Genomic DNA, 26,074 nt, shown 5'->3' with positions numbered 1-26,074 from the left:
AGCAAATTTAGAATCTCATACAGAAAGTGAAAAGTGAAATTGCACGTGGCAATTTCACTTTTTGCAAACTATTAGACTGCATCTACTGGAACTGGCTTCGGTGCTTCTTCTGGTTCTGGCACTTGTGTCAATACTATTATACCGATAATAAATAAGATGATTAAGCTAAATACACCGTAAGAGGAATTCCCTGTAACTTGTGTAGTAAATCCAATTAATAAAGGTCCCATTATGGAAGCAAATTTACCGAAAATATTATAGAACCCAAAAAACTCGTTAGAATTTTCTTTTGGTATTAGCTTGCCGAAATACGATCTACTTAATGCTTGTATTCCACCTTGAGAGGTTGCTACTAGCATAGCTAAAATCCAAAAATCAGTGATAGTTTCTAAGAAAAATGCATACGTACATACAATGGTATAGACGATAATCCCTACATATAACATTTTCTTTTCAGAAAATCTAACCGCCAGCCTACCATATAGAATCGCAAATGGAGCTGCGACTACCTGGGTAACAAATAGAACAATGATTAAATCAGTAGATTTTAAGCCTAGGTCCGTACCATAGGCAGTAGACATCGAAATAATGGTGCCTACACCGTCAATGTAAAAGAAATATGCTATTAAAAATAGAAACAATGCCCGGTACTGACGAATCTCCTTAACCGTCTTTCCAAGTCGTTTAAAACTTTGTGTAATTAGATTTTTTTCTCGCTCGATATAATGAATCTGTTTTACATTTTTAAACATCGGAATAGCGAATATGATCCACCAAGCTGCGGTGATTAGGAAAGCAATGCGGCTTGCTGTGATATCTGAAATAGGAATGATATTATTGCTGGCCAAAAGAATGATGACTATACTGATTAAAAATGGGATAGCACTACCGATATATCCTAGACCGTAACCTCTAGAAGATACTCGAGACATTCGCTCGTTCGTAGTGACATCAACAATGAAGCCATCATAGAAAACATTGGCTCCAGTTGCACCAAGAGCAGCAAAAGTATAGCATATTAAAAATAGATACCATTTGTCATAGGGGATAAAGGCAAGCAATGCAGTTGCTGTTACTCCTAAAAAGAAAAAGAAATAGAAAAATTTCTTTTTAAAGCCTTTATAATCAGCGATGGTACCAAGGATTGGTCCGATCATTGCTAATATAAACGTAAAAATCGCAATCGTATAACTAAGGTAAACCGTTGAATCAGATGTATCAATGCCAGCCGCAGTAGCTGACCCTTTATAAAAAATAGGAAAAATTGCAGTAGTAATTATGATGGAATATGCGGAGCTACCCCAGTCGTAGAGAGCCCAACTATTTTCTTCCTTTGTAAACTTTTTCATCATTTTCCCCCTTCCCGTCTGATAATATTGTACATGATTTGTAACAAAGTTTGTAAAAATTTCTGAAATTTTACAACTCTTTTTTGTTCTATAATGGTGGGAAGAGAGAGGATTCCCCGCGAATAGCTTTATTTCATTTTAATTGAAATTTCGGAAACAACATAGGCTAGATGGTCATTGCCAAACAACTGTAGTACTTGAATTACGGTTTGAGTGTCTACATCTACAGCATTTATTTCTGTTTCTTCTACTGCTTTTGCTAAAGCTTCATTCGTAGCTTGTTCCGGATAGGCAGTTTGATAAAGTGCAAAAGGGTCTACTTCATGGTTAATACACCATTGTGCAAATAATTGAATCATCATATTCTCATCTTGTTCGTATTGCTCAATCACTTTGTTTTTCATATTTACTCCTTGTTAAGTCGTATTTTATGGCTTATTTGATTATATCTTTAAAAAAGTGGTTAGACAGGATTGGTTATTTAATTAGTATAATTATAGCAAAGTTCGTTAAATATAGAAGTAGTTTAAAAGCGGAAGAAGGGTGTATCAACCGTTTGTTGGAATACTACTATAAAACAAGTTGCTAATAGTTGACTATAAATTTAAGTATCTTGATATAAAAATAATAGATTAAGGGGGATTTATTAATGGCAATATTAAAAGACTATACAGAACAACCAACTTGTGAAGTTGAACTAAATATAGAATCAGTAAATGATATGAGCGTAAAATTCAACATTTGTTTCCGTTCTGGTCACAGTTTCCCTGCCGTACATTCAAAATCAATACGCTGTTTAAAAGAAGATTTCCTGGAAATGTTAAGTGATTTAAAACGACTAAATAACACATATTTAAGTATGCTAGAACATAAAGATCCAGGGTTGTGTATTTATCATATTCCCCAGTTTGGTACTTATTACTATCCTAACTATGGATTATTGGTGCCTGAGAAGGAAAGTGATTTACGTTATAGATTAATTTTTGTTTTAGATGCAGGTGAGCTGAATCATCGAATGGCAACAGAATGTGGACCCGCCTTATGTTTAATAGTTAGGATGGAACAAATTAATGAATTTGCTAACAGTTTAATTGCTCAAGTAAATACTGTTTAAGAAATAACTGATACTAACTAATGAAATAATAAGCCCCAGAAATTTTACGAGTGGTAAAATTTCTGGGGCATTTTAAATTTTTTTGCAGTATCGTTTAGCTTGTTCGTTCTTAACTTACTTGCTGTCAATTTCCTCTGTTAAGCTTTCAAGTTCATCAATAAGTGAACCAATATATGCAATTGTATCTCGGAGTGGTTCATCAGTTGTAATGTCCACACCAGCCATTTTAGCTAATTCTACTGGCGATTTAGTTCCACCAGCCTTTAATACTTCTAACCATTCGTCTACTGCCGGCTGTCCTTCGTTTAGTATACGTTTAGCAACCTGCGTGGAGATGGTTAAACCTGCACTATATGTGTATGGATATAATCCCATATAGTAATGTGGCTGTCTCATCCAAGTAAGCTCTGCTCCATCTGTTATTTCCACAGAATCTCCCCAGAATTCTTCTAAAACCTCTCGCTTGTATGCATTTAAAATTTCAGCATTTACATTTTGCCCTTGATCTACACGCTCATAAACTTTACGTTGATAAGCTGCTTCTAGTAAATGAGTAACAAAGTTATGATAATAGGTTCTAGCAACAATGGAAGATATTACCCAACGTTTAAATTTAGGGTCATCCGAACTTTTCAAAAGATGATTGGCAACTAACATTTCATTCATTGTAGAAGGCGCCTCGATAAAATATAAAGATGGACGAGAATTAAATAGATTTTGTTCTTGGTGTGCAAAATAGAAATGACCTGCATGACCAAGCTCGTGAGCGAGAACAAATACTTCATTCATTCGACTCGACCAGGATATTAAAATGTATGGGTGACTACCATATGGACTAGAACAGAAAGCGCCCGTGGATTTTCCTTCATTTTGTGCAAAGTCTACCCAGCGTTCCTTATAAGAGCGATCAACCATTTCTAAATACTTATCACCCATTACTGATAATGATTCATTAATATACTTCTTGGACTCTTCTATTGTAATAGTCGGCTCATAGTTTGGATCTAGGGCAATCTTTAAATCAGCGAAGGTCATCTTATCTAAGCCATGTACCTTTTGAAGTAATTTTGCATATTTCCTCATATGTGGTGCTAATTCTTTTGTGATTAGATCTATTTGACGGTTATATAAAGAACGATCGACTTCTTGGTCGAACAATAAATATTCAAATACCGAATCGTATCCTCGCAGGTCAGCAGTTGTTTTTTCTTGTTGAAGCGCAATGTCATACGTTTTTGCAGTGGTATGCTGATATTCCTTCAATTTAGATGAAAAAGCTTCAAATGCTGCTCTTCGAAGAACTGTATCTGTTTCAGCTTCCCAATCATTTTCAAAGGAAACGTAGCTTAATGGATATGGTTTTCCGTTTACCTCAAAGTCAGGAAAAGAAATATCCAATAATTTAGTTGTTTCATATAAATTATAAGGTGCATCAAATGTTGGAGAGTAGGCAGCTAATACCTTTTCCACTTCTGGGTGAAGCGTATATTTCTTTCTTTCTAGTAACTTCACTAAATAGTTTTCGTAAGAAGAATCCAGCTTTGCTGCTTCCTCAAGTAACTCTGTAGGCATTTCTAATAGTTCACTGTCAACAAAAGATGTTTGGCTAGCAACCTTGCCAGCTAATGAACTAAATTGACCGGCTCTCATTTGAGCTTCCGTATTTGACTGGTCTTCCGTAATCGCTAATCTTGCATAGTTACCTAACAAACTAAATTTCATATAAAGAGACTGATATTCCTCCAAAGCATCAATGATGACATTAGCGCTATCTAATTTCCCTTTATACTTTTCAACGAATACAGGGACATTTTTCTCTATTTCTGTGTAAGCATCTTTATATTCCTTTTCCGAAGCAAATAAATCCTTTAAGTTCCAAGTTTCTTCTATTTTAACCTCTGATCTTTTTGGTAAACTTTGTACCATTCCCATCTCTCCTTAATATTACGGATATCGAACTATAAATAATTATAACGGAACTTAATAGAAAAGTAATTATTTTTCTTATATTCAGATTTATTTAATGAAGCAGCTTTTATGTAGAGCTGAGACAATGAGCATATATACTACTTTTTTATTAATTGTTCGTGCTTAACTTTTAAAAAGGGATTATGAAATTGACACATTTAAATGATATCAAAGTTAAACTGATCAGGTTTTTGAAGTTAGTATTTCATGATTTTCAATAATAGAATTATGAAAATCATGCCATTTTTTTATTTAATATATTGATATACCAAAGATTATAAAGATTCGAATTAGTCAAATTTTTATAGACTGATTCCTATCTTTGTTTTACAATGTAATTGTATTACGAAAGGATAATTTTGGATGAAGTTAACTATAAGAAAGAGATATTAGTTCGCTTCTCAATTTCAAAATTTTCAAACAACAAAGGGGATGCATTGTATGAAAAAATCAAAGTTTGCTTCATTATTCCTAGCCTCGACCCTTCTCATTGGAGTTTTGGCAGGTTGCAATAGTGAAGGCGGTTCAGGGGATGGCGGAGATACGATTAAAATTGGTATTAATCTTGAGCTATCTGGTGGAGTTGCTTCCTACGGACAATCAGAAGACAAAGCAATTGATCTGGCTGTAGAGGAAATTAATGACGATGGTGGTATTGACGGGAAGAAAATCGAACTTGTAAAAGTAGATAATAAATCGGATGCTGGTGAAGCCACCAGTGGAGCAATTAAGCTTATTACGAAAGACAAGGTAGTCGCTATCATTGGCGCTGCAACTAGTGGTAACACTGTAGCTCAAGTAGAAGTTGCTGGAAAAAATAAAGTACCACTTATCTCTCCATCAGGCACGAGTACTACAGTAACCGTTACTGATAAGGGTAAACTAAATGAGTTTGCTTTCCGCACAGCGTTTATTGACCCATTTCAGGGAACAGTAGCAGCAAATTTTGCCGCTAATGAGTTAAAAGTTAAAAACGTAGCGATTTACGCAGATAACAGTAGTGATTATGCAAAAGGCTTAGCAGCTTCCTTTAAGAAGGATTTTGAAGCTGCAGGCGGAAAAATTGTTGCACAGGAATCTTATGTTGCTAAAGATACAGATTTCCGTTCTACATTAACAAGTCTTAAATCTAAAAATCCAGATTTCATCTTTATCCCTGGTTATTACGAGGAAGTTGGTCTTATCGTTAAGCAAGCTCGTGAAATGGGGATTACAGTACCATTAATGGGAGCAGATGGATGGGATTCACCGGATATTGTTGATTTAGCAGGGGCAGATGCATTAAATAACACATATATTATCACTGCTTATTCTTCAGAGGATCCAGATGGTAAAGCTAAAGCTTTCTCAGATAAGTTTAATGAAAAATACGGGGAAGCTCCTAACTCCTTCCACGCATTAGGCTATGACACTGTTTATCTATTAAAGGATGCAATTGAGAGAGCAGATTCAACAGATGGAACAAAAATTAAAGAGGCATTAGAAGCAACAGATAATCTAGATCTTGTAACTGGACTTTATTCAATGGATGAAAATCACCACCCAGTGAAATCAGCAACCATTATAGAGTTCGTAGATGGAGAGCAAGTGTTTAATACAAAGGTTAATCCATAAAATATTGTTACTAATAACGGAGGGATTCATTCCCTCCTTTTTTAGTGACTCTATGAAAAACGGGGTTAGGTTTGTGCTGCCCTAAATATAAGGAGTGTAACTACATGGAATGGGTTCAACAGTTGATTAATGGTATTTCACTAGGAAGTATATATGCCTTAATCGCCCTTGGATATACAATGGTTTATGGAATTATTAAGTTAATAAACTTTGCTCATGGCGATGTATTTATGGTAGGTTCTTTCATTGGTTTCTATTCAATTACCGTATTTGGTTTAGGCTTTTTTCCCGCACTTATTATTTCAATGACTGTCTGTGCATTATTTGGTGTTCTAATAGAGCGCATTGCCTATAAACGACTAAGAAATGCTACACGTATAGCGGCTTTAATTACTGCCATAGGGGTTTCTTTACTCATTGAATATGGAGTGATTTATATAAGAGGTGCTCAATCTGAGGCATACCCAGATTTCTTTAAGAAAAACTTTGAACTATTTGGTGTGCAAATAGGTATGCAGTCTATCTTAATATTGTCTGTTTCCGTTGCATTAATGATTATTCTGCAATTTATCGTACATAAAACGAAAACAGGAAAGGCAATGAGAGCTGTTTCTCATGACACAGAGGCGGCAAAATTAATGGGTATTAACGTAGACAACACAATTTCCGCAACTTTTGCAATTGGTTCAGCCCTAGCGGGTGCTGCTGGTGTTATTTTTGGAGTTTACTATACAAAGATTGACCCATTAATGGGAGTTATTCCAGGGGTAAAGGCCTTTATAGCAGCAGTATTAGGGGGAATTGGAATTATACCTGGAGCAATGGTAGGAGGTCTACTTTTAGGTGTTATTGAATCTGCTGTAAGTGCAATAGGCTTCTCTTTGTGGAGAGATGCAGCAGCATTTGTCATTCTAATATTAATACTTATCTTTAGACCATCAGGTATTTTTGGCAAAAATGCACGAGAGAAAGTGTAGGTGTATACGTATGAAGAAAACCTCTAAACAATTTTGGCTATTTGTTGTATTGGGGATAGCCATCTATGCTGTCATACAGCTTCTTATTATGAACGGGATTATAGATCAATTTTATAGTAATACAATTATTGTTATATCTATTAATATTATATTAGCCGTAAGCTTACATCTTATTATTGGAATCACCGGACAGTTTTCTATAGGGCATGCAGGATTCTTAGCGATTGGGGCATATATTTCAGCTATTGTGACAATGAGGCTAGAATTACCATTTTTCTTAGCCATAATAATAGGTGGAATTGTTGCTGCTTTAGCTGGGTTGATCGTTGGCATTCCTAGTCTTCGCTTAAAGGGAGACTACTTAGCGATAGCAACGCTTGGCTTCGCTGAAATTATTCGTATTGTTTTCTTGAATATCGACTATGTTGGTGGAGCTTCCGGTATGCAGGTTGACCATATGACCACATGGACTACAGCATTCATCTGCTTAGCAATTACTATCTTGGTGATTGTCAATTTCACAAATTCAAGACATGGTATTGCCTCCATTTCAGTTAGGGAAAATGAAATTGCTGCAGATGCCATGGGAATAAATACGACTTATTATAAGGTAGCAGCATTTGCAATCGGTTCCTTTTTTGCTGGAGTAGCAGGCGCTCTTTACTCACATAATTTTTATATCATTCAACCAAGTCAATTTGGTTTCTTGAAATCGTTCGACATTTTAATCTTTGTTGTTCTAGGAGGATTAGGGAGCTTATCTGGAGCCGTTTTATCAGCTATCCTATTAACCGTCGTTTCAACGTATCTACAAGGATATCCAGAAACTCGAATGATTATATACAGTCTCGTACTAATCATTGTTATGTTGTATAGACCAAAAGGATTGATGGGGATGATGGAGATTACAGATTACTTTAAAATGTGGAGAACACCAAAAGGGGGCAGTCAATATGGAAAATAGGCCTTTACTAGAGGTGATAAATGCCGGAATTCAATTTGGGGGCTTGAAGGCTGTCCAAAATTTAAATATGGTTTTAAATGAGGGAGAGCTTGTAGGTTTAATAGGGCCAAACGGAGCAGGGAAAACAACGAGCTTTAACCTATTGACTGGGGTCTATGCACCTACGACTGGAGATATTATGTTTAACGGGGAAAGAATTAATGGATTAGCCCCCTTTAAAGTAACTAGGAAAGGCATAAGTCGAACCTTTCAAAATATTCGTCTGTTTAATGAATTGACTGTCTTAGAAAATGTGAAGGTCGCTTATCATTCTTTAGCTAAGCATACGATGCTTAGCTCCATTCTTCGACTACCTTCTCATTTTAAAGGTGAGCAAGAGATGGAAGAGAAATCTATCGAATTTTTGAAGATATTTAAATTAGATAGATATAAGGATGAGCTTGCTAAAAACCTTCCTTATGGTCAACAGAGACGGTTGGAGGTTGCAAGAGCTTTAGCAGCAGGGCCTAAGCTACTTTTATTAGATGAGCCAGCAGCTGGGATGAATCCTAAAGAAACAAAAGAACTGATGGATCTAATAGGATTTATTCGTGAAAAGTTTAATTTAACCATTCTGCTGATTGAGCACGATATGAATCTTGTAATGGGTGTTTGCGAAAGAATTTATGTATTAGACCATGGACAGCTTTTAGCAGAAGGTACTCCTCAAGAAATACGAAATCATCCAAAGGTCATTGAGGCTTATTTGGGAGAGGAGGTTCCAAATGTCCATGCTTAAAGTAGAAAATATGGATGTGTATTATGGGAATATCCAAGCTTTACATAATATATCGTTAGAAGTGAATGAAGGAGAAATTGTTACGTTAATCGGAGCGAACGGGGCTGGAAAAAGCACGCTCCTTAAAACTCTATCTGGATTGTTAAAGCCTAAGAAAGGGAAAATCGAGTTTTTAGGTAAATCTATAACAGGGAAAGCAGCTCAAACGATAGTGAAGGCTGGTATATCTCATGTGCCAGAGGGTCGAAGAGTTTTTGCTAATCTTACTGTAGAGGAAAATCTCGAGCTAGGAGCATTTCTTCGTAAGGATAAGGCAGGCATTAATTCAGATTTAACAAAGGTTTATGAAACTTTTCCAAGATTGTTAGAAAGAAGAAAGCAGCTATCCGGAACACTCTCCGGGGGAGAACAGCAAATGCTTGCCATTGGGCGTGCCATTATGGCAAAGCCTAAACTAGTGTTACTAGACGAACCGTCGATGGGATTGGCTCCGCTTATGGTTCAAACTATTTTTAAAGTAATAGAAGAAATAAATAATGACGGCACCACCGTATTATTAGTTGAACAAAATGCCCATATGGCACTTTCCGTAGCTAATAGAGGATACGTTATTGAAACAGGTAAGGTAGTATTATCTGGGCCTGCAAGGGAGTTACAATCGAGTGAAGAAGTTAAGCTTGCTTATTTAGGTGGTTAATAAAAGATGCTAGGAGAAAAAGTGAGCTTGGTAACTATCAAGCTCATTTTCCTTTTTATAAGGTATAAGGGATGTCAAATCTTTAACATCACACAACTTTTCGCCTATTTGAAAAAAGAATTTTTCTTCTCTTTTTCTCCATATCAATCAAAATATCTATTATCTATAGTTATTCATATATAAATAATGCTACAATGAGAAAATGTAGTAATTATATTGTATAAATTTGGAGGAAACATGATAAGAACGTTACGTTTTTGGATTTTAACTTTAATTTCATTTTCAATCATTGGCATACTGACAAGCTCACTCTTTTCAAGCTATTTAGTGACAAAAGATAGCTTGATTGATAACTCGTTGGAGCAAAATCTAGTATATTCTAAAAAGCTGGCGGAAATGTCAGAGGAGCTTTTTTCTTCTATGCAACTTAATCTTGAAGGGAGAAAAGCTGATATTATCAAGCTATTGGATAATCCGACAGAATTAACAATAGTATTGAACCAGCTGATAGTAACAAGTAAAAACTTTAACTCTGTCTCAGTTATTGATAAGAACGGTCTCGCGATAGCTACTTCTCCTAATGTAGGAATTGCTGGTACTGTTATTCAATCCGAAGGTGTTAAAGAAGCATTAGATAAGAAAGAGAATATTATTACAAAACCATATATGGCTGCGACAGGTAGATTACTAGTTCTAGTATCCACCCCTCTTTTTAATGAACAAAATGAGTACCTAGGAATGCTGAATGGAACCATCTATTTGGAAGAGGATAATTTTATCCGAAACATATTAGCAGAGCATTATTCTAAAGATGGATCGTATGTTTATGTCGTAGACCATTCAGGAACGCTTATTTATCACCCTGATGAAAAGAGAATCGGAGAAATAGTAAAAAGTAATGAGATAGTAGAGAGCTTAATTAGAGGGGACAGTGGCGCAAGTATTACAGAAAATACGAAGGGTGACCTTTACGTGGCTGGATATACTTTAATAGAAGCAAGCAGATGGGGAGTAGTATCACAAACCCCTTATGCTTCAAGTATAGAGCCTCTTGCTGGAATCATATGGAAGATATTTTTATATGCACTTCCTTTTATAGTTTTATTTCTTGTTGTAGCTTTTGTCCTTTCAACTAAACTAGCTTCTCCATTACAAAAACTTGCAAAGTACACAATGGATCCACAATTTAATCGAAATGAGCTAGAAATTCCGACATGGTATTTTGAAGCTAAGCAGTTAACCGAAACTGTTGAAAACTATCGAAAAAAGCAAGAAGAAACTGTAGAGGATTTTAAAACTCAATCCTTAACTGATCCTTTAACTGGGCTAAAAAATAGAAGGTTTGCAGAATATCTTTATAGCCATTTAATCGAGAGTAAAAATAACTTCTCGATGATTATGGTGGATATCGATTTCTTTAAAAAAGTAAATGATGAGTTTGGACATAATGCAGGGGATGAGGTTTTGCAATTCTTAGCTTACCGAATGAATAGGGTCACTCGTGAAGAAGATTATATCATTCGATTAGGTGGCGAAGAATTTGCAATTGTTATGCCGAATACTCTACTAGAGGAAGCATACCGTATTGCGGAGATACTGAGGAAAGATATTGAATCTACATTACCTCCAACCAATAAGGCTATTACCATATCTTCTGGAGTGGGGGAATACAAATATAAGGCTGAAGCGATTTCTTCATTCATGGACCGTATTGATCAGGCTCTATATAAGGCAAAATCTAATGGGCGTAATCAAACGATTATATCCAAGTATTCAAAATAACGTAAAAAGGTTTTAGCCAGTAGCTAAAACCTTTTGTCATTGTACATTGTTCATCTTTTTAATCAGATAAAATACAGCCTCTATAATTATTCCTATTACTAACCCAAAAGCACTAAACATAAACAGGGAGAGGATTCCGATTATATCACCGTTTCCTTCAGAATTTATAATGAAGGAGCGGAAAAGGTCAATGAAACCTATTGCCAATCCAAACGTAAATAAATAAAATGCTTTGTAGAGGTTGTATAATAGCATAGCCCCAGCTGTTACTCCTGCTACAATGGAAAAGGCTGCAAAAGCAATAAAGTTCATAATAACTAATTCTTGTCCTAATACATACCTAACACCTAGAATTAGTAAAAAAAGCGAAGCTACAATGATGAAACCAGCAATTTTTCCATAATTTTTTAACAAATTAAACGCCTACCTTCTCTTTTTATAATATAGGAAAGTGGCACAATTTCCAATACATCGATAAGAAAGGTTTGATTAAATTATGACGGAACATCTATTTCATTTAAAAGCGAATTGGCCTGGAGGCAGAAATGACGTGGGAGATATTCACTCTGGGAATTTACAAACTAATATCTCCATACCAACAGAAATGGACGGACCTGGAATTGGAACTAACCCTGATGAAATGCTTTTAGGTGCTGCAGCGACTTGTTATATTATTACACTAGCTGCAATGATGGAGAGAAGTAAAGTAAATACAGAAAACTTAGAGATGAACTCAACTGCTATTGTAGATGTTACAAATGGTGTTTTTACGTATAGAAAAATTATTCATCGTCCGATAATAGTAATAACAGATGAAAAAGACAGACTAGTATCAGAAAAGCTCGCTATTAAAGCAGAACAAAGCTGTATGATAAGTAAAGCATTGCGAGGAAATGTGGATATTGAAGTAGAATATTCTATAAATATAACGGATAAATCGATTTCATAAAATAGTGAAGAACGATATAACTAAATGATTATTTTGATTTTCATACCTTTAAGTTAAATTGCTAAATATGAAGAAGTTATAATAACCGATATTTTTCAATATTGATCTTTAATTGATTGTTCATGTTTTTACTTTATAAAAGGAATTACATCTTTAATTAAAACTACATTTTGATTAATAGGGGTGAATACAGTGGAATGGATAATAATACCGGCTTTAATTTTTTCTGTACCTGTCATAAGAGCGATAACAGATCACTTAGAAGAAAAAGCACGTATAAAAGCTAGCTCTGTTAAAGATGCGTTAGAACTAGAAAGACTAAAACAAGAAAATTTTATCATTGAAACCGAAAAGATGAAAATAGAATTGGAACAAATGAGATTACAATCTCCCTCTCCAAGCTTAGACTTTTCCGTTACTAAAAAGGAGGTTTAGCATTGTATGGAAGGTATAATGATGATTAAACGAGCTGAAATAGAAGATTCAATGGATGTAGTCAGATTAGCTTCTCTTCTATGGCCAGGACACAACATAGAAGAGTTTAAAATAGAAACAGACCAGCTGATAAAAAACGAGAATGCGATTGTTTATCTAGCATATGTTCCTTTAGGAGAACCAATAGGATTTGCACAGTGTCAAATTCGAACAGACTACGTTGAAGGAACTACTACAACGCCAGTAGGCTATTTGGAAGGACTTTTTGTGAAAGAAACGTTCAGGAGATCAGGCATCGCCAAGCAGCTAGTTAAACATTGCGAAGACTGGTCTATTTTAAAAGGCTGTAGGGAGTTTGCTAGTGACTGTGAGCTAGACAATGAGGAAAGTTATAACGTCCACCTGAAGCTAGGCTTTAAAGAAGTAAATCGTGTCATTGCTTTTGCTAAAAAGCTGACTTAAACATAAGGAAATTATGAAAGGCACTTTCTGTTCAATTTGAACGGGAGGTGCCTTTCTCATCGGCTATATTTTGTTTATACAACGTGGAGGTTTATATCACATATTCATATACACATATAAAATGAAATATGGTTCCGAGCAATATAAAAATATGGAAAATTTCGTGGAAGCCTAATTTTTTTATAAATGGTAGATTAGGCTTTATACCATATATGATTCCGCCTATCGTATAGAAAATGCCTCCTCCAACTAAATATAAAAGTCCATGGGTACCAAGACTTTCAGCTAAAGAAGGAGCAAGAAAGATAATAATCCATCCCATTCCTATATAAAGGGCTGTGGAAATCCATCTTGGACAATCAAACCAGACCATCTTAAATAATATTCCTGAAAAAGCTAGGATTCCAATTAAACCAAATAATAGATACCCTGTTGAACCCTTTAAAGTAATCAGGCAAAAAGGAGCATATGTGCCAGCGATGAGTAAATAAATCATCGAATGATCTAAACGGCGTAAAAACCGAATAACACGTTCTTTCGATTTAACCGCATGATACGTAGCAGAAGCTGTGTAAAGCAATATCATACTAACGCCAAATATAGAGAGAGCTGTTAATGTTAGGCTCGTTGCGTTTAAGGTAACTCCTTTCATAATCATGAGGAATAATCCGACTATTCCTAAGATAGCTCCAAATAAATGCGATAAGGAGTTAAAAGGTTCTCTAATATAATTTTCTAGCATAAATGAATACCTCCACTTCAATATGTAGTTTTAATAACTATATATAATGATATATTGATATGTATTGATGGTCAAGGTTTACCTTTATTGAGTTTTAAGTTACTATGTTTTTAAGTATTACTAGGAGGTTCATTTATTTATGAATGATTTAAATAGGTTAATTGACCGATTAGCTTTAGACACTGCCATTAAAGAAGAGGATATACCGGAAATAGACTTATATATGGACCAGGTTATACAGCTTTTTGATGCTAAATACGGGACGACCATTCGAAGTGATGAAGACAAGGTATTAACTAAAACGATGATTAACAATTATGCAAAGGGCAAGCTATTCGTTCCGATAAAAAATAAGAAGTACTCTAAACAACATATTATGTTGATTAATCTTATTTACCATTTAAAAGGATCACTTTCCATCAGTGATGTGAAAGAAACTTTATCTCCCTTAAAGGAGAAAATGGCTTCAGATGAATTTACATTAAATAATTTTTATCAATATTTTATTTCCCTTCAGCAAAATAATAAACAAGTCTTTTTAAAAGAAATTCAAGATTTAGATAAACTAACTAAAGAATTAGAGGCCGAGGAGGAATTACAAAAACTACTGTTAATCTCTTCTCTAGTTAATATGAGTAATCTTTATAGAAGAGCTGCGGAGTTGCTGGTTGATGAGCTTGCTCCTAAAGAAAAGGAGAAAAAATAATGAAAACTCTTTGGACAGACGGAAGTATTTATACAATGGATTCGGAAAATTCTATGACGGAAGCAGTTTTAACAGAAGGTGGAAAAATTATCCGAACAGGTGAAAAAGAAAAATTACTTCCCATGGCCGACATAGTTATTTCCCTTGAGGGGTCTGCAATGTACCCGGGATTGGTAGATAGTCATATTCATTTAATCGGTCACGGGGAAAAGCTTTCCTATCTCGACCTTTCTGGCTTTACATCCATAGAAGACATAGTGACAGAGGTAAGAAAAAAAGTCGTTCCTGGTCAGTGGTACGTAACAGAGGGCTGGAACGATAACAATTTAATAGAGAGTCGACCTATTACTCGAGCTGATCTAGACGGTGTTATACAAGAAAGCCCAATCGTATTAAAAAGAATTTGTAGACATGTCCTTGTAGCGAATTCCAAAGCAATGGAAATTGCGGGGATAACCGAAGAAACTACTAGTCCAGTTGGTGGAATGATAGGAAGAGATGATAATGGTAGATTAAACGGGCTATTCTACGATAAGGCACAGAATCTAATCACTTCTCACATCCCACCAGTTACCTCTGATTACTTAGCAGACGTTATACGATTAAGTATCCAAGATTTACTCTCAAAGGGACTTACAGGCGTGCATACGGAGGATATGTCCTATTACGGGCCATATAATGTGCCATTAAAAGCATACCACGATGCTGTAGAAGAAAATTTTAAAGTTCACCTGTTAAGACATCATTTAGTTTTTGAACAAATGCAGGGAGAGGTACCTTCTGAATTCATAGAATTTGGTGCGATGAAAATTTTTGTAGACGGTTCATTGGGAGGAAGAACAGCTCTATTGTCTACTGATTATTTTGATGCCACTGGAACACAAGGGGTAGCTGTTCATCCTGAAGAAAAACTTGAGCAATTAGTGAAAATAGCTCGAGAATACCAAGAAAACATAGCAGTGCATGTAATTGGAGATAAAGCTACAGAGCTTATATTGGATGTAATCGAAAAATATCCGCCACCTCATCCGAAAAAGGATCGGCTCATTCACGTAAATGTTTTACGGAAGGATTTAATAGAAAGAATGCGCAAGCTTCCTTTAGTATTAGATATCCAGCCAATATTTGTTCCTTCCGATTTTCCTTGGGTAAGAGAACGATTAGGAAGCGAAAGAATGGAGTGGGCATATGCCTGGAAAACTCTTATAGCTGCTGGATTAGAATGCTCAGGCGGTTCAGATTCTCCGATTGAAAATGCGGATCCATTTTTAGCCATGGATGCTGCAGTAAACAATGTGTGGAATCCTGCTCAGTCATTGTCCTTGTATGAAGCACTTTGTCTTTATACAATAGGTAGTGCTAAGGCAATAGGTAAGGGGCTTTCTCGAGGAAAAATTGAATCAGGCTATGATGCTGATTTTACAATTGTTAATGAGCCGCTTACCGTAAGTAATCTAGCGAAGGTGTCTGTGTGTAAAACAGTAGTAGCAGGAAATATTGTCTATGAAAGAAAATGAAACTAATTATCTGTATATCCGTATAATAAGTTAAAGAAAAAGGAGGTTATATCATGGAAAATACAGGGCTAAAAGTATTATTACATGCAAGCACTTGGTTTGCACCGTTTTTAGTACCATTTGTGTTGTACTTAGTAGTAGATAATCATGAAATTAGAAAGTTATCTATTCAAGCAGTACTTTTTCAATTAGTAATGTCAGTCCTACTGTTTATATCATTTCTACTGATATTTATTATAATAGGTATTCCATTAGTAATAATTTTTGCTATAATGGCTTTTGTTGTCCCGATTATAGGTATAATTAAAGCAATCAATGGCGAAACATTTAATTATCCTATTGTGGGATCATGGATTAAATAAGGGCTGTAATGTAAAAGGGGAAAAAGTATGACTACTAGAATTGGTATTGATGCAGGTGGAACTTTAACGAAAGTCGCTTACTGGAACGATGAAAATATAATGTCCTTTAAAAGTTTTCTATCCTCAGATTTTCAAAGCGTAAAAGAGTGGGTGGAAAGTAAGCATTCGTCAAGTTCTATCTGCCTTACTGGTGGTCGAGCAGAACAACTAAAAAAGATCCTTTTGTCAAAAGAGGATCTTCCTTATGTAGTTGAGTTTGATGCAACGATGAATGGTGTGATGCATCAAATGAAACAGGAAATTATTAATAGTAGCTCGGCAATCATTGCAAATATTGGTACAGGTACTTCAATACATATTATGCATGATAACTCGCATGCTCGAATTGGTGGAACTGGAGTAGGTGGGGGAACACTTTTAGGATTGGGAACGGCATTAACAGGTTTAACAGATTATAAGGAAATGATTCAGTTATCTTTAAATGGAAATAGATCGACAATAGATGTTTTAGTAAGTGATATTTATAAAGATAACAAATTACCAATAACTGGATCGCTTACTGCTAGTAATTTTGGTGGTGTTTCTTTAAAAAACGAAGAAACAAGAACAAAAGCAGATCTGATTGCAGGTATCCAGGGTATAATTGGTGAAGTTGTGGCAACATTATGTATACAAGCTGCAGATGCTCATGGTGTCGAGGACATAATTTATATAGGCTCTACACTAGAAGATAATATATTGCTTCAGGAAATTATAGAATCCTATACGATACTAAAAAAGAAAAATCCAATATTTTTAGAAAAACATGGGTATAGTGGAGCGATTGGTGCATTATTGGAAAACAATTAAAAAAGATTTTGGATAATTGTTGCATTATTAGGATAGGCGTGTTATATTTAAAGAGGATTATTTTTGTTCGGTTAGTTAGTAGGTGGCAACACTTTTACTTAACAGTGTTGAGCAAGGATAGTAACACAATGTATGCACAATTTGCATACGAGGAGGATACACACATGGAACAAGGTAAAGTAAAATGGTTTAACTCAGAAAAAGGATTCGGATTTATCGAACGCGAAGGCGGAGACGATGTATTCGTACATTTCTCAGCTATCCAAAGCGAAGGTTTCAAATCTCTTGACGAAGGTCAAGAAGTAACTTTTGAAATCGAGCAAGGCCAACGTGGTCTTCAAGCTACTAACGTAGTTAAAGCTTAATTTTAAACCTAAACTTTAACAGGCTCTCATTTCGAGGGTCTGTTTTTTTGTGTTATCATATATAGAAAGGTTCACATATTGATATGCAAGGGAGTAGTTTGGATGAAAAAGTGGAAGAAGGATATAATTATTAATGTGCCTATTGAATTTGCATGGCCTTATTTCTATGGGGACTTAGAGAAAAAGAAAGCAATTTTCCCAAAAATTATAGATGAAGAAGTTTTAAAGGAAACACATGAAGTGGAAGGAACAATAATCCGACAAGCATATAAAAACGGATCGATAGACGAATCCTATGACCTTACTATAAAAAAGTTCATCAACGAACCAAATCATAAGCTCGTACAAGAAGCCTTTATTTTAAACAATATGTTCCGTATGAAGGTAGATTACGAATTAAATTCAGTGGATGAAAACCAAACAAGGTTTACTTATCGATCTGTTAACAGACCAAGAAACCCCTTGTTGAGTCTATTTCAACTCTTCGGTAAAGACGATGTTATTATACGGTTCATGAATCGTACAAAAACTAATATTGAGGAAGCGTATAACTCAAACGGAGTAGAACAAGACGTAATCGTAACATCAGGAGAGAATGAAGTAGCACAGGAAAAGTAAAAAGAAATGATGGCATAGGAAATGCCCACAATAAACACCTCCATACAAATTTACTTGTCGGAGGTGTAGCTTGTTATGTTAAATTCTTTCGTACTGCTTCTCGTGCTAATGCATGGGCAGCTTTATTTTGGTCATCAGATATCCACTTTATAAAAAACATATCGAAGGTATCTGTTATAGCTAGTATTTTTTCTAATATGGCTGCAAACTCAGGGTTCTTAGCGTAGCGTTTTTCAACTGCTGCGAATACTATTTGCGAATCAGTCCTAATAGAGACGATGGTAGGGGATAATTTCGATACTTCTTCCAAACCGCGTTGTAAAGCGATAAATTCAGTAACGTGATTTGTTTGGTCTCCTATAAACTCACTAATTTTAATCTGGTGACCTTCTCCTTTGATAAAAATCCCAATTCCACTAGGTCCTGGATTGCCAGTAGTGGAGCCATCAATATATAATTCAATCATTATTAATCATCCTTTAAGGTAATGTTAGGTAATTTTTAGAATAAATATAATTGTACTGTTGAATATGTCAAACGGCAAGGAGTAGAAAAAATGAAGCATACACAAATTATAAATGAAATTGATCAGCTAATAGAAAATTATTGTGAAGGCTGTTTGGTGAAAAGTGAGCTAAGAAAAGAAAAAGGTAAGGCTAAAGCTCATCAGTTTTGTATTAAAGGTTGCACGGTTGGGGAAGAGATAAAAGAGGCAGGCAACAAATTATTTGGAAAATAAAAAAAGTCCCACGACCAGTTGCCGCGGGAAGAACTGTTTACTTCGATTTTATAACGTTTGCAGCCTGAGGTCCACGGTTTCCTTCAATGATCTCAAATGTTACTTCTTGACCTTCATCAAGTGATTTGAAACCTTCTCCTTGAATACCAGTAAAATGGACAAAAACATCTTCCCCATCATTGTACTCGATGAACCCATAACCCTTTTCGTTGTTAAACCATTTTACTTTCCCCTGTTGCATAACTGTTCCTCCCTTAATCCACAAAAAATTCTGTAAATGGATAAAATAAACTATACATGAAATAGATGCTACCGTCAATAAAATGTCGAATTATAGCTAAAATCTTATCAATTTTATGAGGTGAAAAAATTTACAATTTAAAACCTACTCCAACAAACTTAAGTATACCCAAATTAATGGAGAAATTCTCAATTTAAAATATGTAATGTGATTAGGTATTAGGATAGACAAATTTTTATTTTCATAACAAATTTTAATCAATAAAAAAAGGCAAGCTAAAGAGAAATTTTGATATCCACTTACAACAAGAGGGTACCTTCGAATGACTTTCAAAGGAAAAGACTGCACTATAGCGGTCTTTTTTTCTTTTTTTCGTTATAATGAATAGGATGACTCGTTTGAAGGAGGTATTTTAATATGAATGCTATTATCCTGTGTGAAAAGCTAGTCAAAGACATATACAACAAATTTGACGCCAGTCATGATTTTTTGCATATAGAAAGAGTGCGTAAAAATGCGCTGACCATTGCTTCTACGGAGATAAATATCGATTTAGAGATAATTGAATTAGCAGTACTACTACACGATGTAAGCGATCCGAAATATTCGAACGAAGGGAAATTTATGGAGGATTACATCATTGAGCAACTTGAACTTTCTGATGTAACAAAAGATAAAGTAAAAAAAATCATTCAATCTGTTTCCTTTAATGGAGGAAATGAGACAGCAGCGGATACAATCGAGGCGAAGATTGTTAGAGACGCAGATCGGCTAGATGCTATTGGAGCCGTTGGAATAGCAAGAACGTTTGCATATGGTGGAGCTAAGGGAAGAAAATTATACGATGTAGCCGAAACGCCGAGAGACAACATGTCCATCGAGGAATACCGTTCTAAACAAACAGCTTCCGTCACTCATTTCTATGAGAAGCTGCTGAAGCTGGCAGACGGAATGCAAACTCGAAAAGGCAAAGAGCTTGCTGCAGAAAGGCATGCCTTCATGGAATTATTTCTAGAAAACTTAAGAAAAGAAACAGGGGAATCTATATGAGTCATTTAATCATTTCTAATCTTACAAAAACAGTAGGGGAGAAAACGCTATTTGAAAATATTTCATTTACCATTAATAATCAAAATCGTGCAGGGTTAATCGGTATCAATGGTACAGGGAAATCGACCTTTTTATCGATTATTGCAGGACAGCTTGAGGCAGACTCTATTGATCGGGACCATCCAAACAAGTTTCGAATCGCCTATTTAGAACAGCAACCGGTATTTGAAAAAGAAGAAACGGTCCTTCAAACTGTATTTAGTGGAGATTCACCTATTCTGAAGATCAACAGAGAATATGAAGAAGCATTGCTCGCTTTAATGGCTAATTCCGATTCAACTGAATTACAAAATAGATTGATGGACTTACAGCAGAAAATGGATGAGCTACAAGCATGGGATGTAAATGCTTTAGCAAAAACAGCTTTAACTAAGCTAGGAATTACGCAGTTTGAAGATTCAATTTTACATTTATCTGGTGGCCAACAAAAAAGAGTCGCGCTTGCAAAAGTATTAATAGAGCCGGCTGATTTATTGCTATTAGATGAGCCTACTAACCATTTAGACAAAGAGTCAACAGATTGGCTGCAGGACATGCTGCAAAAAGTAGAAGGAGCCATTATCTTTGTTACACATGACCGTTACTTTTTAGACACTGTAGCCACTCATATTTATGAGCTTGCTGATAAAACGTTGTATACTCACACAGGGAATTACGCAGATTATCTGGAATCTAAAGCAATACGTGAAGAGATGAACGCTGCATCTCAACAAAAGCTACAAAATTTATATCGTAATGAGCTTAAGTGGATTCGCAGAGGTGCAAAGGCTAGATCTACCAAGCAAAAGGCAAGAAAAGATCGTTTTGAAGAAATCGATTCACAACTGGACCGCGATAATTCTGCTTTAAATCTAGAGCTTGAAATGGCTACTACTAGGTTAGGGAAGCAGGTGTTAGAGGGTAAAAATATTTCTAAACGTTTTGATGCAAAAGTCATTGTAGATGATTTTTCGTTTATCCTACAGGCAGGAGATCGAGTTGGCATAGTGGGGCCAAATGGGGTTGGAAAGAGTACTTTACTGAAAATGCTAGCAGGCGAGATTCAGATGGACTCTGGAGAAGTAGTTGTTGGATCGACTGTAAAACAGATGCACTTCTCACAGCAGCTTCCAAAACTAAATGAACAAATGAGAATGATTGAATATGTACGCGAATCCTCCAATCTAATAGAAGTAGGATCTGGAGAAAAATTCTCGGCTGCTCAAATGCTTGAACGGTTTTTATTTCCATTAAATACACATGGCACGCAAATAGGCAAGCTCTCCGGTGGGGAGAAAAAACGTTTAGTTCTATTAAAAATGTTAATGGAGCAGCCAAATGTTCTATTTTTAGATGAGCCAACAAATGACCTGGATATTCAGACCTTATCTGTTTTAGAGGACTTTATGGAATCCTTCCCTGGGGTAATTATTACTATTTCTCATGATCGTTTCTTCCTGGACCGTATTGCTAAAAAGCTTTGGATTCTAAACGGTGATGGCTTAGTTAGAGAATGGTTAGGAATTTATTCGGATTATTTGGAAGACCTTAAGGATACATCAAAAAAAGTAGTGGAAGTTAGGAAAGATAATGCACCCGTAAAAAGTACGAAGGAAAAGAAAAAGCTAACTTATAAAGAACAACGAGAATGGGATACAATCAGTGAGGATATTGAAAAAACAGAGAGGTTGATTGAAGAATTGGAGCAAAAGCTGTTAACTACAGGCTCTGATTTTACATCGTTACAGCAACTAACCGAACAATTAGATCAAGCAAACGAAGTATATGAGAAGCTAATAGAAAGATGGTCTTATTTAGAAGAAATCGTTTCGTCCTGATTTTATAATATTGGAGGTACAAGATATGAAAATATTGACAATAGAACCAACGCCAAGTCCGAATACGATGAAGGTAGTCGTTGACCAGGAGCTTCCTTTTGGGAAGAGTTATAACTATAAAAAGGATCATATAGAAGACGCACCAAAAGAAATACAACGTATATTTGATATCGAAGGAGTAAAAGGGGTATACCACGTTGCGGACTTTTTAGCGATTGAACGAATTGCAAAGTTTAGTTGGGAATCCATCTTAGCATCTATTGAAAATGTATTTGGCGGTGAAAATGAAGCGGAAACTGAAGAAAAGCCTTTAGATCATTATGGTGAAGTATATGTCCATGTACAATCATTCAAGGGAATCCCGCTTCAGGTGAAAGTATTTGATAGTGAATCAGAGTCAAGATTTGGTTTATCTGCCCGCTTTACCAAGGCTTTGGATGAAGCGATGGAGGGTGATAAAGAAAATTATATTATGCTTCGTAAATGGGTTGACTATGGTGTGCGATATGGTGATCAAAAGGAAATTGGTGAGCAGCTAGTAAAAGAATTAGAGGCAAGCTTTCCCCAAAGTAAGCTGGAGCAACTAATTGCAGACAAAGACAAAGCCGAGGATGATAGAAAGCCTATAAGAGTTCCGTTCACTTTGGAGGAATTTGAAATAAGTGAATGGGAGAAGAGGTTCCAATTACTTGATAACCTTATTAACCCACAGGTTGAAGATATCCCAGTTCTAGCAAAAGCAATACAGGATGAACAGGTTTCAATAAGAAGGCTTGCTACTGTATATCTTGGTCTTATTGAAGATGAAAAAGTCATTCCATACTTAGAAATGGCACTGAAAGATAAGAGTGCATCTGTTCGACGTACTGCAGGAGATGCAATGAGTGATTTAGGATTTGTACAATTTTCAAAAGCAATGGAAGAGGCGCTGTTTGATAAAAACAAATTAGTTCGTTGGCGAGCAGCTATGTATTTCTATGAGGTGGGAGATATGGATGCATTACCAGCCTTAAAGAAAGCGATGGATGACAAGGAATATGAAGTTAAGCTTCAAATCCGTATGGCGATTGCCCGTATTGCAGAAGGAGAAGAAGCAAAGGGCTCCGTTTGGAAGCAAATGAGCGAGGCAAGAAAATGAGTAAAAGTGAAGAGTATGGCGGATATCGCCAGCTCTTCTTTTTTAATTGTTTAGGAAACTATAAAGTTCTAAACCTGTGGATAAATTGATGTCTAGCTTCATCGCCTTGCCCCTCGGGGTCAAATGGATAAAAGCTCCGGTGGCTGAGGAACTGCCTCCTCGCTTTTTCCCATTTGCCTGTCGGGGCAGTAACAGGCGATTCCGCTTTTCTTGATGTCTAGCTTCATCGCCTTGCCCTTCGGGGTCAAATGGAGAAAAGCTCCGGTGGCTGAAGTACTGCCTCCTCGCTTTTCCCATTTGCCTGTCGGGGCAGTGACAGGCGATTATGCTTTTCTTGTTGTCTAGCTCCACCGCCTTGCCCCTCGGGGTCAAATGGATAAAAGCTCCGGTGGCGAGGAGCTGCCTCCTCGCATTTGCACATTTGCCTGTCGGGGCAGGGATAGGCGGTTGCGCTTTTCTTGATGTCTAGCTCCACCGCCTTGCCCCTCGGGGTCAAATGGATAAAAGCTCCGGTGGCTAAGGAACTGCCTCCTCGCTTTTCTCCATTTGCCTGTCGGGGCAGACATAGGCGGTTGCGCTTTTCTTGTTGAAAAGATTGAAAATTGTAATAACTGTCGTTTTAAATGTTTAACAGACTAAAATGTGGGGAATTTTAATGTATATAGCGGTTTTTTCTCGAACAGAATCGATACATTAAAAAAGTAAAATTAATTTGTAATGTTGTTGTGTAAATTCAGGAAAATAGGTGAATAATATAAGTAGAACATAAAGTCGAAACGAGGGATCAAAATGAGTAAAGACCAAGTGAAGAAAAAAGAATACAAATATCGGGAAAATACCCAAATCACATACTATTTTACAACCATTTTTCTGATCGCCGGTACTCTTTTAACCTTGTATCTGCTGACTTTTAAAGTAGAAAATATCAGCATATTCATTATTGTATTGTCTATTTTGGCTGGTGGCTTACCGGTAGGTTTTATCGGAGCGTTTATCGATTATAAAATGTCAGTATCAAAGGTAAAATATCGCACCAATTCATCCGTAAAAGAAAGCAGACCTGAGCATAATTAATGCAAGGTCTGTTTTCTTTTTATATAGACATTATTCAGAAATCATCAGTTCTATAATATAACTTCTACAATAGACTTTCTAATTCAGGTTTTGCTGAATGCTTGGTACTTAAAAGATAATTTAATGTGTCAATATCAGATTTAGTCGAGAGGGAATAGCTTTGTTTATATGCTTCATTACCTTTTCCAGTAATAACTATCCAATCTCCTGGCCCCGCTATTTCCCAAGCGTATTTAATAGCCTCTGTTCGATCAGGGTATATCACACACTTTTCATGTGCCCCTAAATTCTCAAGCTCGTTTATCATTTGTTCCGCTGGTACCCCATTAAGGTCATCAAATGTTAGAATGCAACGGTCTGCATATTTTAATGACATTTCAATCATCCTTGCCCTTTTTTGTACATCTCGATTACCCCTGAAGCCAAAAACGTGATATATCATCCGTGCGTTCTGTGACTTTACGGTATCTAGAATATAGTGAAATGCATTGGCAGTGTGCGCATAATCTACGACAGCGGTCGCACTATTCGGAAGAGGAAATAACTGATAACGACCTGGAATACCTTTGAAATTATTTAAAGTTAACTCAACACGCTTGGGATCTAAGCCGAAATGAACGCTTGTAGCAAAGGCTGCAGCTGCATTATTAATATTGTGCTCGCCTTGCATTTGTGTTGTAAGAGAAAAAACATTGCCCGTCTGTTGTTCGATAATTTTATCTATATCAATTGTATAAGTAGGAGAGCTTCCATTAATTTTAATGACTTCTCTTCCAAGTGAAGTTACATATGTATTAAGCCTCTCACTCCATTCATTACTAGAGAGAAGAATTGCTTTTCCATTACTTTTTAAGTATGTAAACAATGATTGCTTAGCTAAATAGTATGATTCCATATCATTATGGTAATCGAGGTGCTCGTGTTCTATATTGGTAAAAATACAATAATCAAATTCAAGACCTTCTACACGTTGTTGCACCAGACCATGGGAAGAAACTTCCATAATAATTACTTGGTCCTTGCTCTTTGCAGCAAGTTCATGGAAGGTCAGAGGATCTAATGTCGTATGAGTTGTTAATAATAATAGAAATACTCCCGAATACAGCACAGGAGATTCCTTGGCTCTCAAGTATATGCTTCAACATATAAGAGGTAGTAGTTTTACCGTTTGTTCCAGTAATCCCAATTAGTATTTTGTTATTAGTAGGATTTTTGTAGAATGTTTTAGCAAGATAGGCTAATGCTTTTCTAGCATCTTTTACTTGAAAGTATGGAACCTCATTTAAGAATAGTTCCTGTTCACCAACCACGGCAATAGCCCCGTTCGTAAGAGCATCCTCAATATACGTATGTCCATCTGTATGAGTCCCTGAAATAGCGACGAACAAATAACCTTCTTTAATATTTTTAGAATTAAAAGCAATCCCATTTACTTGAATATTCTGTGTCTTTAGAGGTGGAATAATCTCGACTGAAGATAATAGTTCATTTAGTTTCATCAATTTATTTCGCCCCTCATCTAGTTGGTTTGAATTACGAGGTAGCAGATCCATCGTAAGGTTCTAAAATGTATACAAAATCATTAGACTTATTTTGAACGGATACGAGTAAGTTTATGCTAATGCTTAGTCATCCATATAGATGAGCAAATGTTGAAAAATGTCAAAAAAAGTCGATATACATTCATTTTAATAGTAACATAGTTAA

The 26,074-nt window shown here is 35.9% G+C and carries 29 protein-coding genes and 1 pseudogene; 21 read left to right on the top strand and 9 right to left on the bottom strand.

Annotated elements, in window-relative coordinates; translation table 11 throughout:
• Positions 1–71: 71 nt before the first annotated feature.
• Together HF876_RS11265 and HF876_RS11260 are read right to left on the bottom strand one after the other, a co-directional pair.
• A complete protein-coding gene (locus HF876_RS11265) occupies positions 72–1,349 on the bottom strand; it encodes an MFS transporter (RefSeq protein WP_169360151.1) in 1,278 nt (425 codons plus the stop codon).
• A gap of 128 nt (positions 1,350–1,477) precedes the next feature.
• Entirely contained in the window at positions 1,478–1,753 is a 276-nt protein-coding gene (locus HF876_RS11260) for a hypothetical protein (protein WP_169360150.1), read from the bottom strand.
• 245 nt (positions 1,754–1,998) lie between these two features.
• On the opposite strand from HF876_RS11260, the gene HF876_RS11255 reads away from it, so the two are divergent.
• Entirely contained in the window at positions 1,999–2,463 is a 465-nt protein-coding gene (locus HF876_RS11255; protein ID WP_169360149.1) for a hypothetical protein, read from the top strand.
• Between the two features lie 114 nt (positions 2,464–2,577).
• On the opposite strand, the gene pepF is transcribed toward HF876_RS11255, so the two are convergent.
• Positions 2,578–4,389, bottom strand: a complete 1,812-nt coding sequence (pepF, locus tag HF876_RS11250) for an oligoendopeptidase F (protein ID WP_169360148.1) — start codon at positions 4,387–4,389, stop codon at positions 2,578–2,580.
• A 483-nt stretch (positions 4,390–4,872) separates the two neighbouring features.
• Between pepF and HF876_RS11245 the strand changes: the two genes are divergently transcribed.
• The 6 genes from HF876_RS11245 to HF876_RS11220 all read left to right on the top strand — a co-directional run bounded on the left by HF876_RS11245 (position 4,873) and on the right by HF876_RS11220 (position 11,243).
• The gene (locus HF876_RS11245) at positions 4,873–6,045 is read left to right on the top strand and encodes an ABC transporter substrate-binding protein (RefSeq protein WP_481900286.1); all 1,173 of its coding nucleotides are present in this window, start codon (positions 4,873–4,875) and stop codon (positions 6,043–6,045) included.
• Between the two features lie 104 nt (positions 6,046–6,149).
• On the top strand, positions 6,150–7,022 hold the full coding sequence (locus HF876_RS11240) for a branched-chain amino acid ABC transporter permease (RefSeq protein WP_169360146.1): 873 nt from the start codon (positions 6,150–6,152) through the stop codon (positions 7,020–7,022).
• A 10-nt stretch (positions 7,023–7,032) separates the two neighbouring features.
• On the top strand, positions 7,033–7,986 hold the full coding sequence (locus tag HF876_RS11235; protein ID WP_169360145.1) for a branched-chain amino acid ABC transporter permease: 954 nt from the start codon (positions 7,033–7,035) through the stop codon (positions 7,984–7,986).
• Positions 7,976–8,764, top strand: coding sequence for an ABC transporter ATP-binding protein (locus HF876_RS11230; RefSeq protein WP_169360144.1), 789 nt, complete (start codon positions 7,976–7,978; stop codon positions 8,762–8,764). Before HF876_RS11235 ends, HF876_RS11230 begins: the two co-directional genes overlap by 11 nt.
• Complete coding sequence (locus HF876_RS11225) at positions 8,757–9,461, top strand: ABC transporter ATP-binding protein (protein WP_169360166.1); 705 nt, start codon at positions 8,757–8,759, stop codon at positions 9,459–9,461. The genes HF876_RS11230 and HF876_RS11225 overlap by 8 nt, the downstream gene beginning before the upstream one ends.
• A 237-nt stretch (positions 9,462–9,698) precedes the next feature.
• Positions 9,699–11,243, top strand: coding sequence for a sensor domain-containing diguanylate cyclase (locus HF876_RS11220; RefSeq protein ID WP_169360143.1), 1,545 nt, complete (start codon positions 9,699–9,701; stop codon positions 11,241–11,243).
• 36 nt (positions 11,244–11,279) lie between these two features.
• Here the strand turns inward: HF876_RS11220 and HF876_RS11215 are convergent, their stop codons facing one another.
• Positions 11,280–11,657: a hypothetical protein gene (locus HF876_RS11215; RefSeq protein WP_169360142.1), complete on the bottom strand. Its 378-nt coding sequence runs from the start codon at positions 11,655–11,657 to the stop codon at positions 11,280–11,282.
• A gap of 82 nt (positions 11,658–11,739) precedes the next feature.
• Here HF876_RS11215 and HF876_RS11210 point away from each other — a divergent pair, with 82 nt between their 5' ends.
• The 3 genes from HF876_RS11210 to aac(6') all read left to right on the top strand — a co-directional run bounded on the left by HF876_RS11210 (position 11,740) and on the right by aac(6') (position 13,089).
• Positions 11,740–12,192 (top strand): OsmC family protein, encoded by a 453-nt coding sequence (locus tag HF876_RS11210; RefSeq protein ID WP_169360141.1) that lies wholly within the window; start codon positions 11,740–11,742, stop codon positions 12,190–12,192.
• Positions 12,193–12,384: 192 nt separating this feature from the next.
• Positions 12,385–12,627, top strand: a complete 243-nt coding sequence (locus HF876_RS11205; RefSeq protein ID WP_169360140.1) for a hypothetical protein — start codon at positions 12,385–12,387, stop codon at positions 12,625–12,627.
• A gap of 6 nt (positions 12,628–12,633) precedes the next feature.
• Positions 12,634–13,089: an aminoglycoside 6'-N-acetyltransferase gene (gene aac(6'), locus HF876_RS11200; protein WP_346764070.1), complete on the top strand. Its 456-nt coding sequence runs from the start codon at positions 12,634–12,636 to the stop codon at positions 13,087–13,089.
• A gap of 91 nt (positions 13,090–13,180) precedes the next feature.
• Here the strand turns inward: aac(6') and trhA are convergent, their stop codons facing one another.
• The gene (trhA, locus tag HF876_RS11195; RefSeq protein ID WP_169360139.1) at positions 13,181–13,831 is read right to left on the bottom strand and encodes a PAQR family membrane homeostasis protein TrhA; all 651 of its coding nucleotides are present in this window, start codon (positions 13,829–13,831) and stop codon (positions 13,181–13,183) included.
• 139 nt (positions 13,832–13,970) lie between these two features.
• Here trhA and HF876_RS11190 point away from each other — a divergent pair, with 139 nt between their 5' ends.
• From HF876_RS11190 to HF876_RS11165, 6 genes are all read left to right on the top strand, one after another.
• Positions 13,971–14,537 carry a DUF1836 domain-containing protein gene (locus tag HF876_RS11190; protein ID WP_169360138.1) on the top strand — a complete coding sequence of 189 codons (567 nt, stop codon included), beginning with the start codon at positions 13,971–13,973 and terminating at the stop codon, positions 14,535–14,537.
• Positions 14,537–16,054: an amidohydrolase gene (locus HF876_RS11185; protein ID WP_169360137.1), complete on the top strand. Its 1,518-nt coding sequence runs from the start codon at positions 14,537–14,539 to the stop codon at positions 16,052–16,054. Before HF876_RS11190 ends, HF876_RS11185 begins: the two co-directional genes overlap by 1 nt.
• Before the next feature lie 53 nt (positions 16,055–16,107).
• Positions 16,108–16,416 carry a magnetosome magnetite crystal formation protein family gene (locus tag HF876_RS11180; protein WP_169360136.1) on the top strand — a complete coding sequence of 103 codons (309 nt, stop codon included), beginning with the start codon at positions 16,108–16,110 and terminating at the stop codon, positions 16,414–16,416.
• A gap of 27 nt (positions 16,417–16,443) precedes the next feature.
• Complete coding sequence (coaW, locus tag HF876_RS11175; RefSeq protein WP_169360135.1) at positions 16,444–17,265, top strand: type II pantothenate kinase; 822 nt, start codon at positions 16,444–16,446, stop codon at positions 17,263–17,265.
• Between the two features lie 164 nt (positions 17,266–17,429).
• Positions 17,430–17,630, top strand: coding sequence for a cold-shock protein (locus HF876_RS11170; RefSeq protein ID WP_053589685.1), 201 nt, complete (start codon positions 17,430–17,432; stop codon positions 17,628–17,630).
• A 102-nt stretch (positions 17,631–17,732) separates the two neighbouring features.
• Positions 17,733–18,248, top strand: coding sequence for an SRPBCC family protein (locus HF876_RS11165; protein ID WP_169360134.1), 516 nt, complete (start codon positions 17,733–17,735; stop codon positions 18,246–18,248).
• A gap of 73 nt (positions 18,249–18,321) precedes the next feature.
• Here HF876_RS11165 and HF876_RS11160 read toward each other — a convergent pair whose 3' ends face one another.
• Positions 18,322–18,714, bottom strand: coding sequence for a reverse transcriptase-like protein (locus HF876_RS11160; RefSeq protein WP_169360133.1), 393 nt, complete (start codon positions 18,712–18,714; stop codon positions 18,322–18,324).
• A 90-nt stretch (positions 18,715–18,804) separates the two neighbouring features.
• Between HF876_RS11160 and HF876_RS11155 the strand changes: the two genes are divergently transcribed.
• Positions 18,805–18,987: a zinc-finger domain-containing protein gene (locus tag HF876_RS11155; protein WP_169360132.1), complete on the top strand. Its 183-nt coding sequence runs from the start codon at positions 18,805–18,807 to the stop codon at positions 18,985–18,987.
• Between the two features lie 37 nt (positions 18,988–19,024).
• Here the strand turns inward: HF876_RS11155 and HF876_RS11150 are convergent, their stop codons facing one another.
• Positions 19,025–19,228 (bottom strand): cold-shock protein, encoded by a 204-nt coding sequence (locus HF876_RS11150; RefSeq protein WP_169360131.1) that lies wholly within the window; start codon positions 19,226–19,228, stop codon positions 19,025–19,027.
• Positions 19,229–19,645: 417 nt separating this feature from the next.
• Here HF876_RS11150 and HF876_RS11145 point away from each other — a divergent pair, with 417 nt between their 5' ends.
• Genes HF876_RS11145 through HF876_RS11135 form a run of 3 tightly spaced genes read left to right on the top strand, consistent with a single transcriptional unit; the run spans position 19,646 to position 23,293 of the window.
• Complete coding sequence (locus HF876_RS11145) at positions 19,646–20,278, top strand: HD domain-containing protein (protein ID WP_169360130.1); 633 nt, start codon at positions 19,646–19,648, stop codon at positions 20,276–20,278.
• Positions 20,275–22,155 carry an ABC-F family ATP-binding cassette domain-containing protein gene (locus HF876_RS11140; RefSeq protein WP_169360129.1) on the top strand — a complete coding sequence of 627 codons (1,881 nt, stop codon included), beginning with the start codon at positions 20,275–20,277 and terminating at the stop codon, positions 22,153–22,155. The genes HF876_RS11145 and HF876_RS11140 overlap by 4 nt, the downstream gene beginning before the upstream one ends.
• Before the next feature lie 25 nt (positions 22,156–22,180).
• Entirely contained in the window at positions 22,181–23,293 is a 1,113-nt protein-coding gene (locus HF876_RS11135; protein ID WP_169360128.1) for a conserved virulence factor C family protein, read from the top strand.
• A gap of 244 nt (positions 23,294–23,537) precedes the next feature.
• On the opposite strand, the gene HF876_RS11130 is transcribed toward HF876_RS11135, so the two are convergent.
• On the bottom strand, positions 23,538–23,768 hold the full coding sequence (locus HF876_RS11130; RefSeq protein WP_169360127.1) for a hypothetical protein: 231 nt from the start codon (positions 23,766–23,768) through the stop codon (positions 23,538–23,540).
• 314 nt (positions 23,769–24,082) lie between these two features.
• On the opposite strand from HF876_RS11130, the gene HF876_RS11125 reads away from it, so the two are divergent.
• The gene (locus HF876_RS11125) at positions 24,083–24,367 is read left to right on the top strand and encodes a hypothetical protein (protein ID WP_169360126.1); all 285 of its coding nucleotides are present in this window, start codon (positions 24,083–24,085) and stop codon (positions 24,365–24,367) included.
• Between the two features lie 67 nt (positions 24,368–24,434).
• Here HF876_RS11125 and HF876_RS11120 read toward each other — a convergent pair.
• A pseudogene (locus HF876_RS11120) lies at positions 24,435–25,796 on the bottom strand (Mur ligase domain-containing protein); the annotation flags it as partial.
• Between the last annotated feature and the right edge of the window lie 278 nt (positions 25,797–26,074).

It is taken from the genome of Psychrobacillus sp. BL-248-WT-3, from assembly GCF_012843435.1.
In the GTDB taxonomy this organism is placed as follows: domain Bacteria; phylum Bacillota; class Bacilli; order Bacillales_A; family Planococcaceae; genus Psychrobacillus.
Note: the sequence above shows the minus strand (reverse complement) of the source record. Positions and strands in the feature narration are given on the sequence as shown.

What these genes read in the sequence shown, in the direction of transcription:
- HF876_RS11240 (WP_169360146.1), top strand. Translation starts at nt 6,150, where the DNA reads ATGGAATGGGTTCAACAGTTGATTAATGGTATTTCACTAGGAAGTATA.
- HF876_RS11220 (WP_169360143.1), top strand. Translation starts at nt 9,699, where the DNA reads ATGATAAGAACGTTACGTTTTTGGATTTTAACTTTAATTTCATTTTCA.
- HF876_RS11155 (WP_169360132.1), top strand. Translation starts at nt 18,805, where the DNA reads ATGAAGCATACACAAATTATAAATGAAATTGATCAGCTAATAGAAAAT.
- HF876_RS11255 (WP_169360149.1), top strand. Translation starts at nt 1,999, where the DNA reads ATGGCAATATTAAAAGACTATACAGAACAACCAACTTGTGAAGTTGAA.
- HF876_RS11235 (WP_169360145.1), top strand. Translation starts at nt 7,033, where the DNA reads ATGAAGAAAACCTCTAAACAATTTTGGCTATTTGTTGTATTGGGGATA.
- HF876_RS11225 (WP_169360166.1), top strand. Translation starts at nt 8,757, where the DNA reads ATGCTTAAAGTAGAAAATATGGATGTGTATTATGGGAATATCCAAGCT.
- HF876_RS11260 (WP_169360150.1), bottom strand. Translation starts at nt 1,753, where the DNA reads ATGAAAAACAAAGTGATTGAGCAATACGAACAAGATGAGAATATGATG.
- pepF (WP_169360148.1), bottom strand. Translation starts at nt 4,389, where the DNA reads ATGGTACAAAGTTTACCAAAAAGATCAGAGGTTAAAATAGAAGAAACT.
- HF876_RS11185 (WP_169360137.1), top strand. Translation starts at nt 14,537, where the DNA reads ATGAAAACTCTTTGGACAGACGGAAGTATTTATACAATGGATTCGGAA.
- HF876_RS11135 (WP_169360128.1), top strand. Translation starts at nt 22,181, where the DNA reads ATGAAAATATTGACAATAGAACCAACGCCAAGTCCGAATACGATGAAG.
- HF876_RS11265 (WP_169360151.1), bottom strand. Translation starts at nt 1,349, where the DNA reads ATGAAAAAGTTTACAAAGGAAGAAAATAGTTGGGCTCTCTACGACTGG.
- HF876_RS11140 (WP_169360129.1), top strand. Translation starts at nt 20,275, where the DNA reads ATGAGTCATTTAATCATTTCTAATCTTACAAAAACAGTAGGGGAGAAA.
- HF876_RS11245 (WP_481900286.1), top strand. Translation starts at nt 4,873, where the DNA reads ATGAAAAAATCAAAGTTTGCTTCATTATTCCTAGCCTCGACCCTTCTC.
- HF876_RS11145 (WP_169360130.1), top strand. Translation starts at nt 19,646, where the DNA reads ATGAATGCTATTATCCTGTGTGAAAAGCTAGTCAAAGACATATACAAC.
- HF876_RS11210 (WP_169360141.1), top strand. Translation starts at nt 11,740, where the DNA reads ATGACGGAACATCTATTTCATTTAAAAGCGAATTGGCCTGGAGGCAGA.
- trhA (WP_169360139.1), bottom strand. Translation starts at nt 13,831, where the DNA reads ATGCTAGAAAATTATATTAGAGAACCTTTTAACTCCTTATCGCATTTA.
- HF876_RS11125 (WP_169360126.1), top strand. Translation starts at nt 24,083, where the DNA reads ATGAGTAAAGACCAAGTGAAGAAAAAAGAATACAAATATCGGGAAAAT.
- HF876_RS11170 (WP_053589685.1), top strand. Translation starts at nt 17,430, where the DNA reads ATGGAACAAGGTAAAGTAAAATGGTTTAACTCAGAAAAAGGATTCGGA.
- HF876_RS11165 (WP_169360134.1), top strand. Translation starts at nt 17,733, where the DNA reads ATGAAAAAGTGGAAGAAGGATATAATTATTAATGTGCCTATTGAATTT.
- coaW (WP_169360135.1), top strand. Translation starts at nt 16,444, where the DNA reads ATGACTACTAGAATTGGTATTGATGCAGGTGGAACTTTAACGAAAGTC.
- HF876_RS11180 (WP_169360136.1), top strand. Translation starts at nt 16,108, where the DNA reads ATGGAAAATACAGGGCTAAAAGTATTATTACATGCAAGCACTTGGTTT.
- HF876_RS11150 (WP_169360131.1), bottom strand. Translation starts at nt 19,228, where the DNA reads ATGCAACAGGGGAAAGTAAAATGGTTTAACAACGAAAAGGGTTATGGG.
- HF876_RS11190 (WP_169360138.1), top strand. Translation starts at nt 13,971, where the DNA reads ATGAATGATTTAAATAGGTTAATTGACCGATTAGCTTTAGACACTGCC.
- HF876_RS11230 (WP_169360144.1), top strand. Translation starts at nt 7,976, where the DNA reads ATGGAAAATAGGCCTTTACTAGAGGTGATAAATGCCGGAATTCAATTT.
- HF876_RS11160 (WP_169360133.1), bottom strand. Translation starts at nt 18,714, where the DNA reads ATGATTGAATTATATATTGATGGCTCCACTACTGGCAATCCAGGACCT.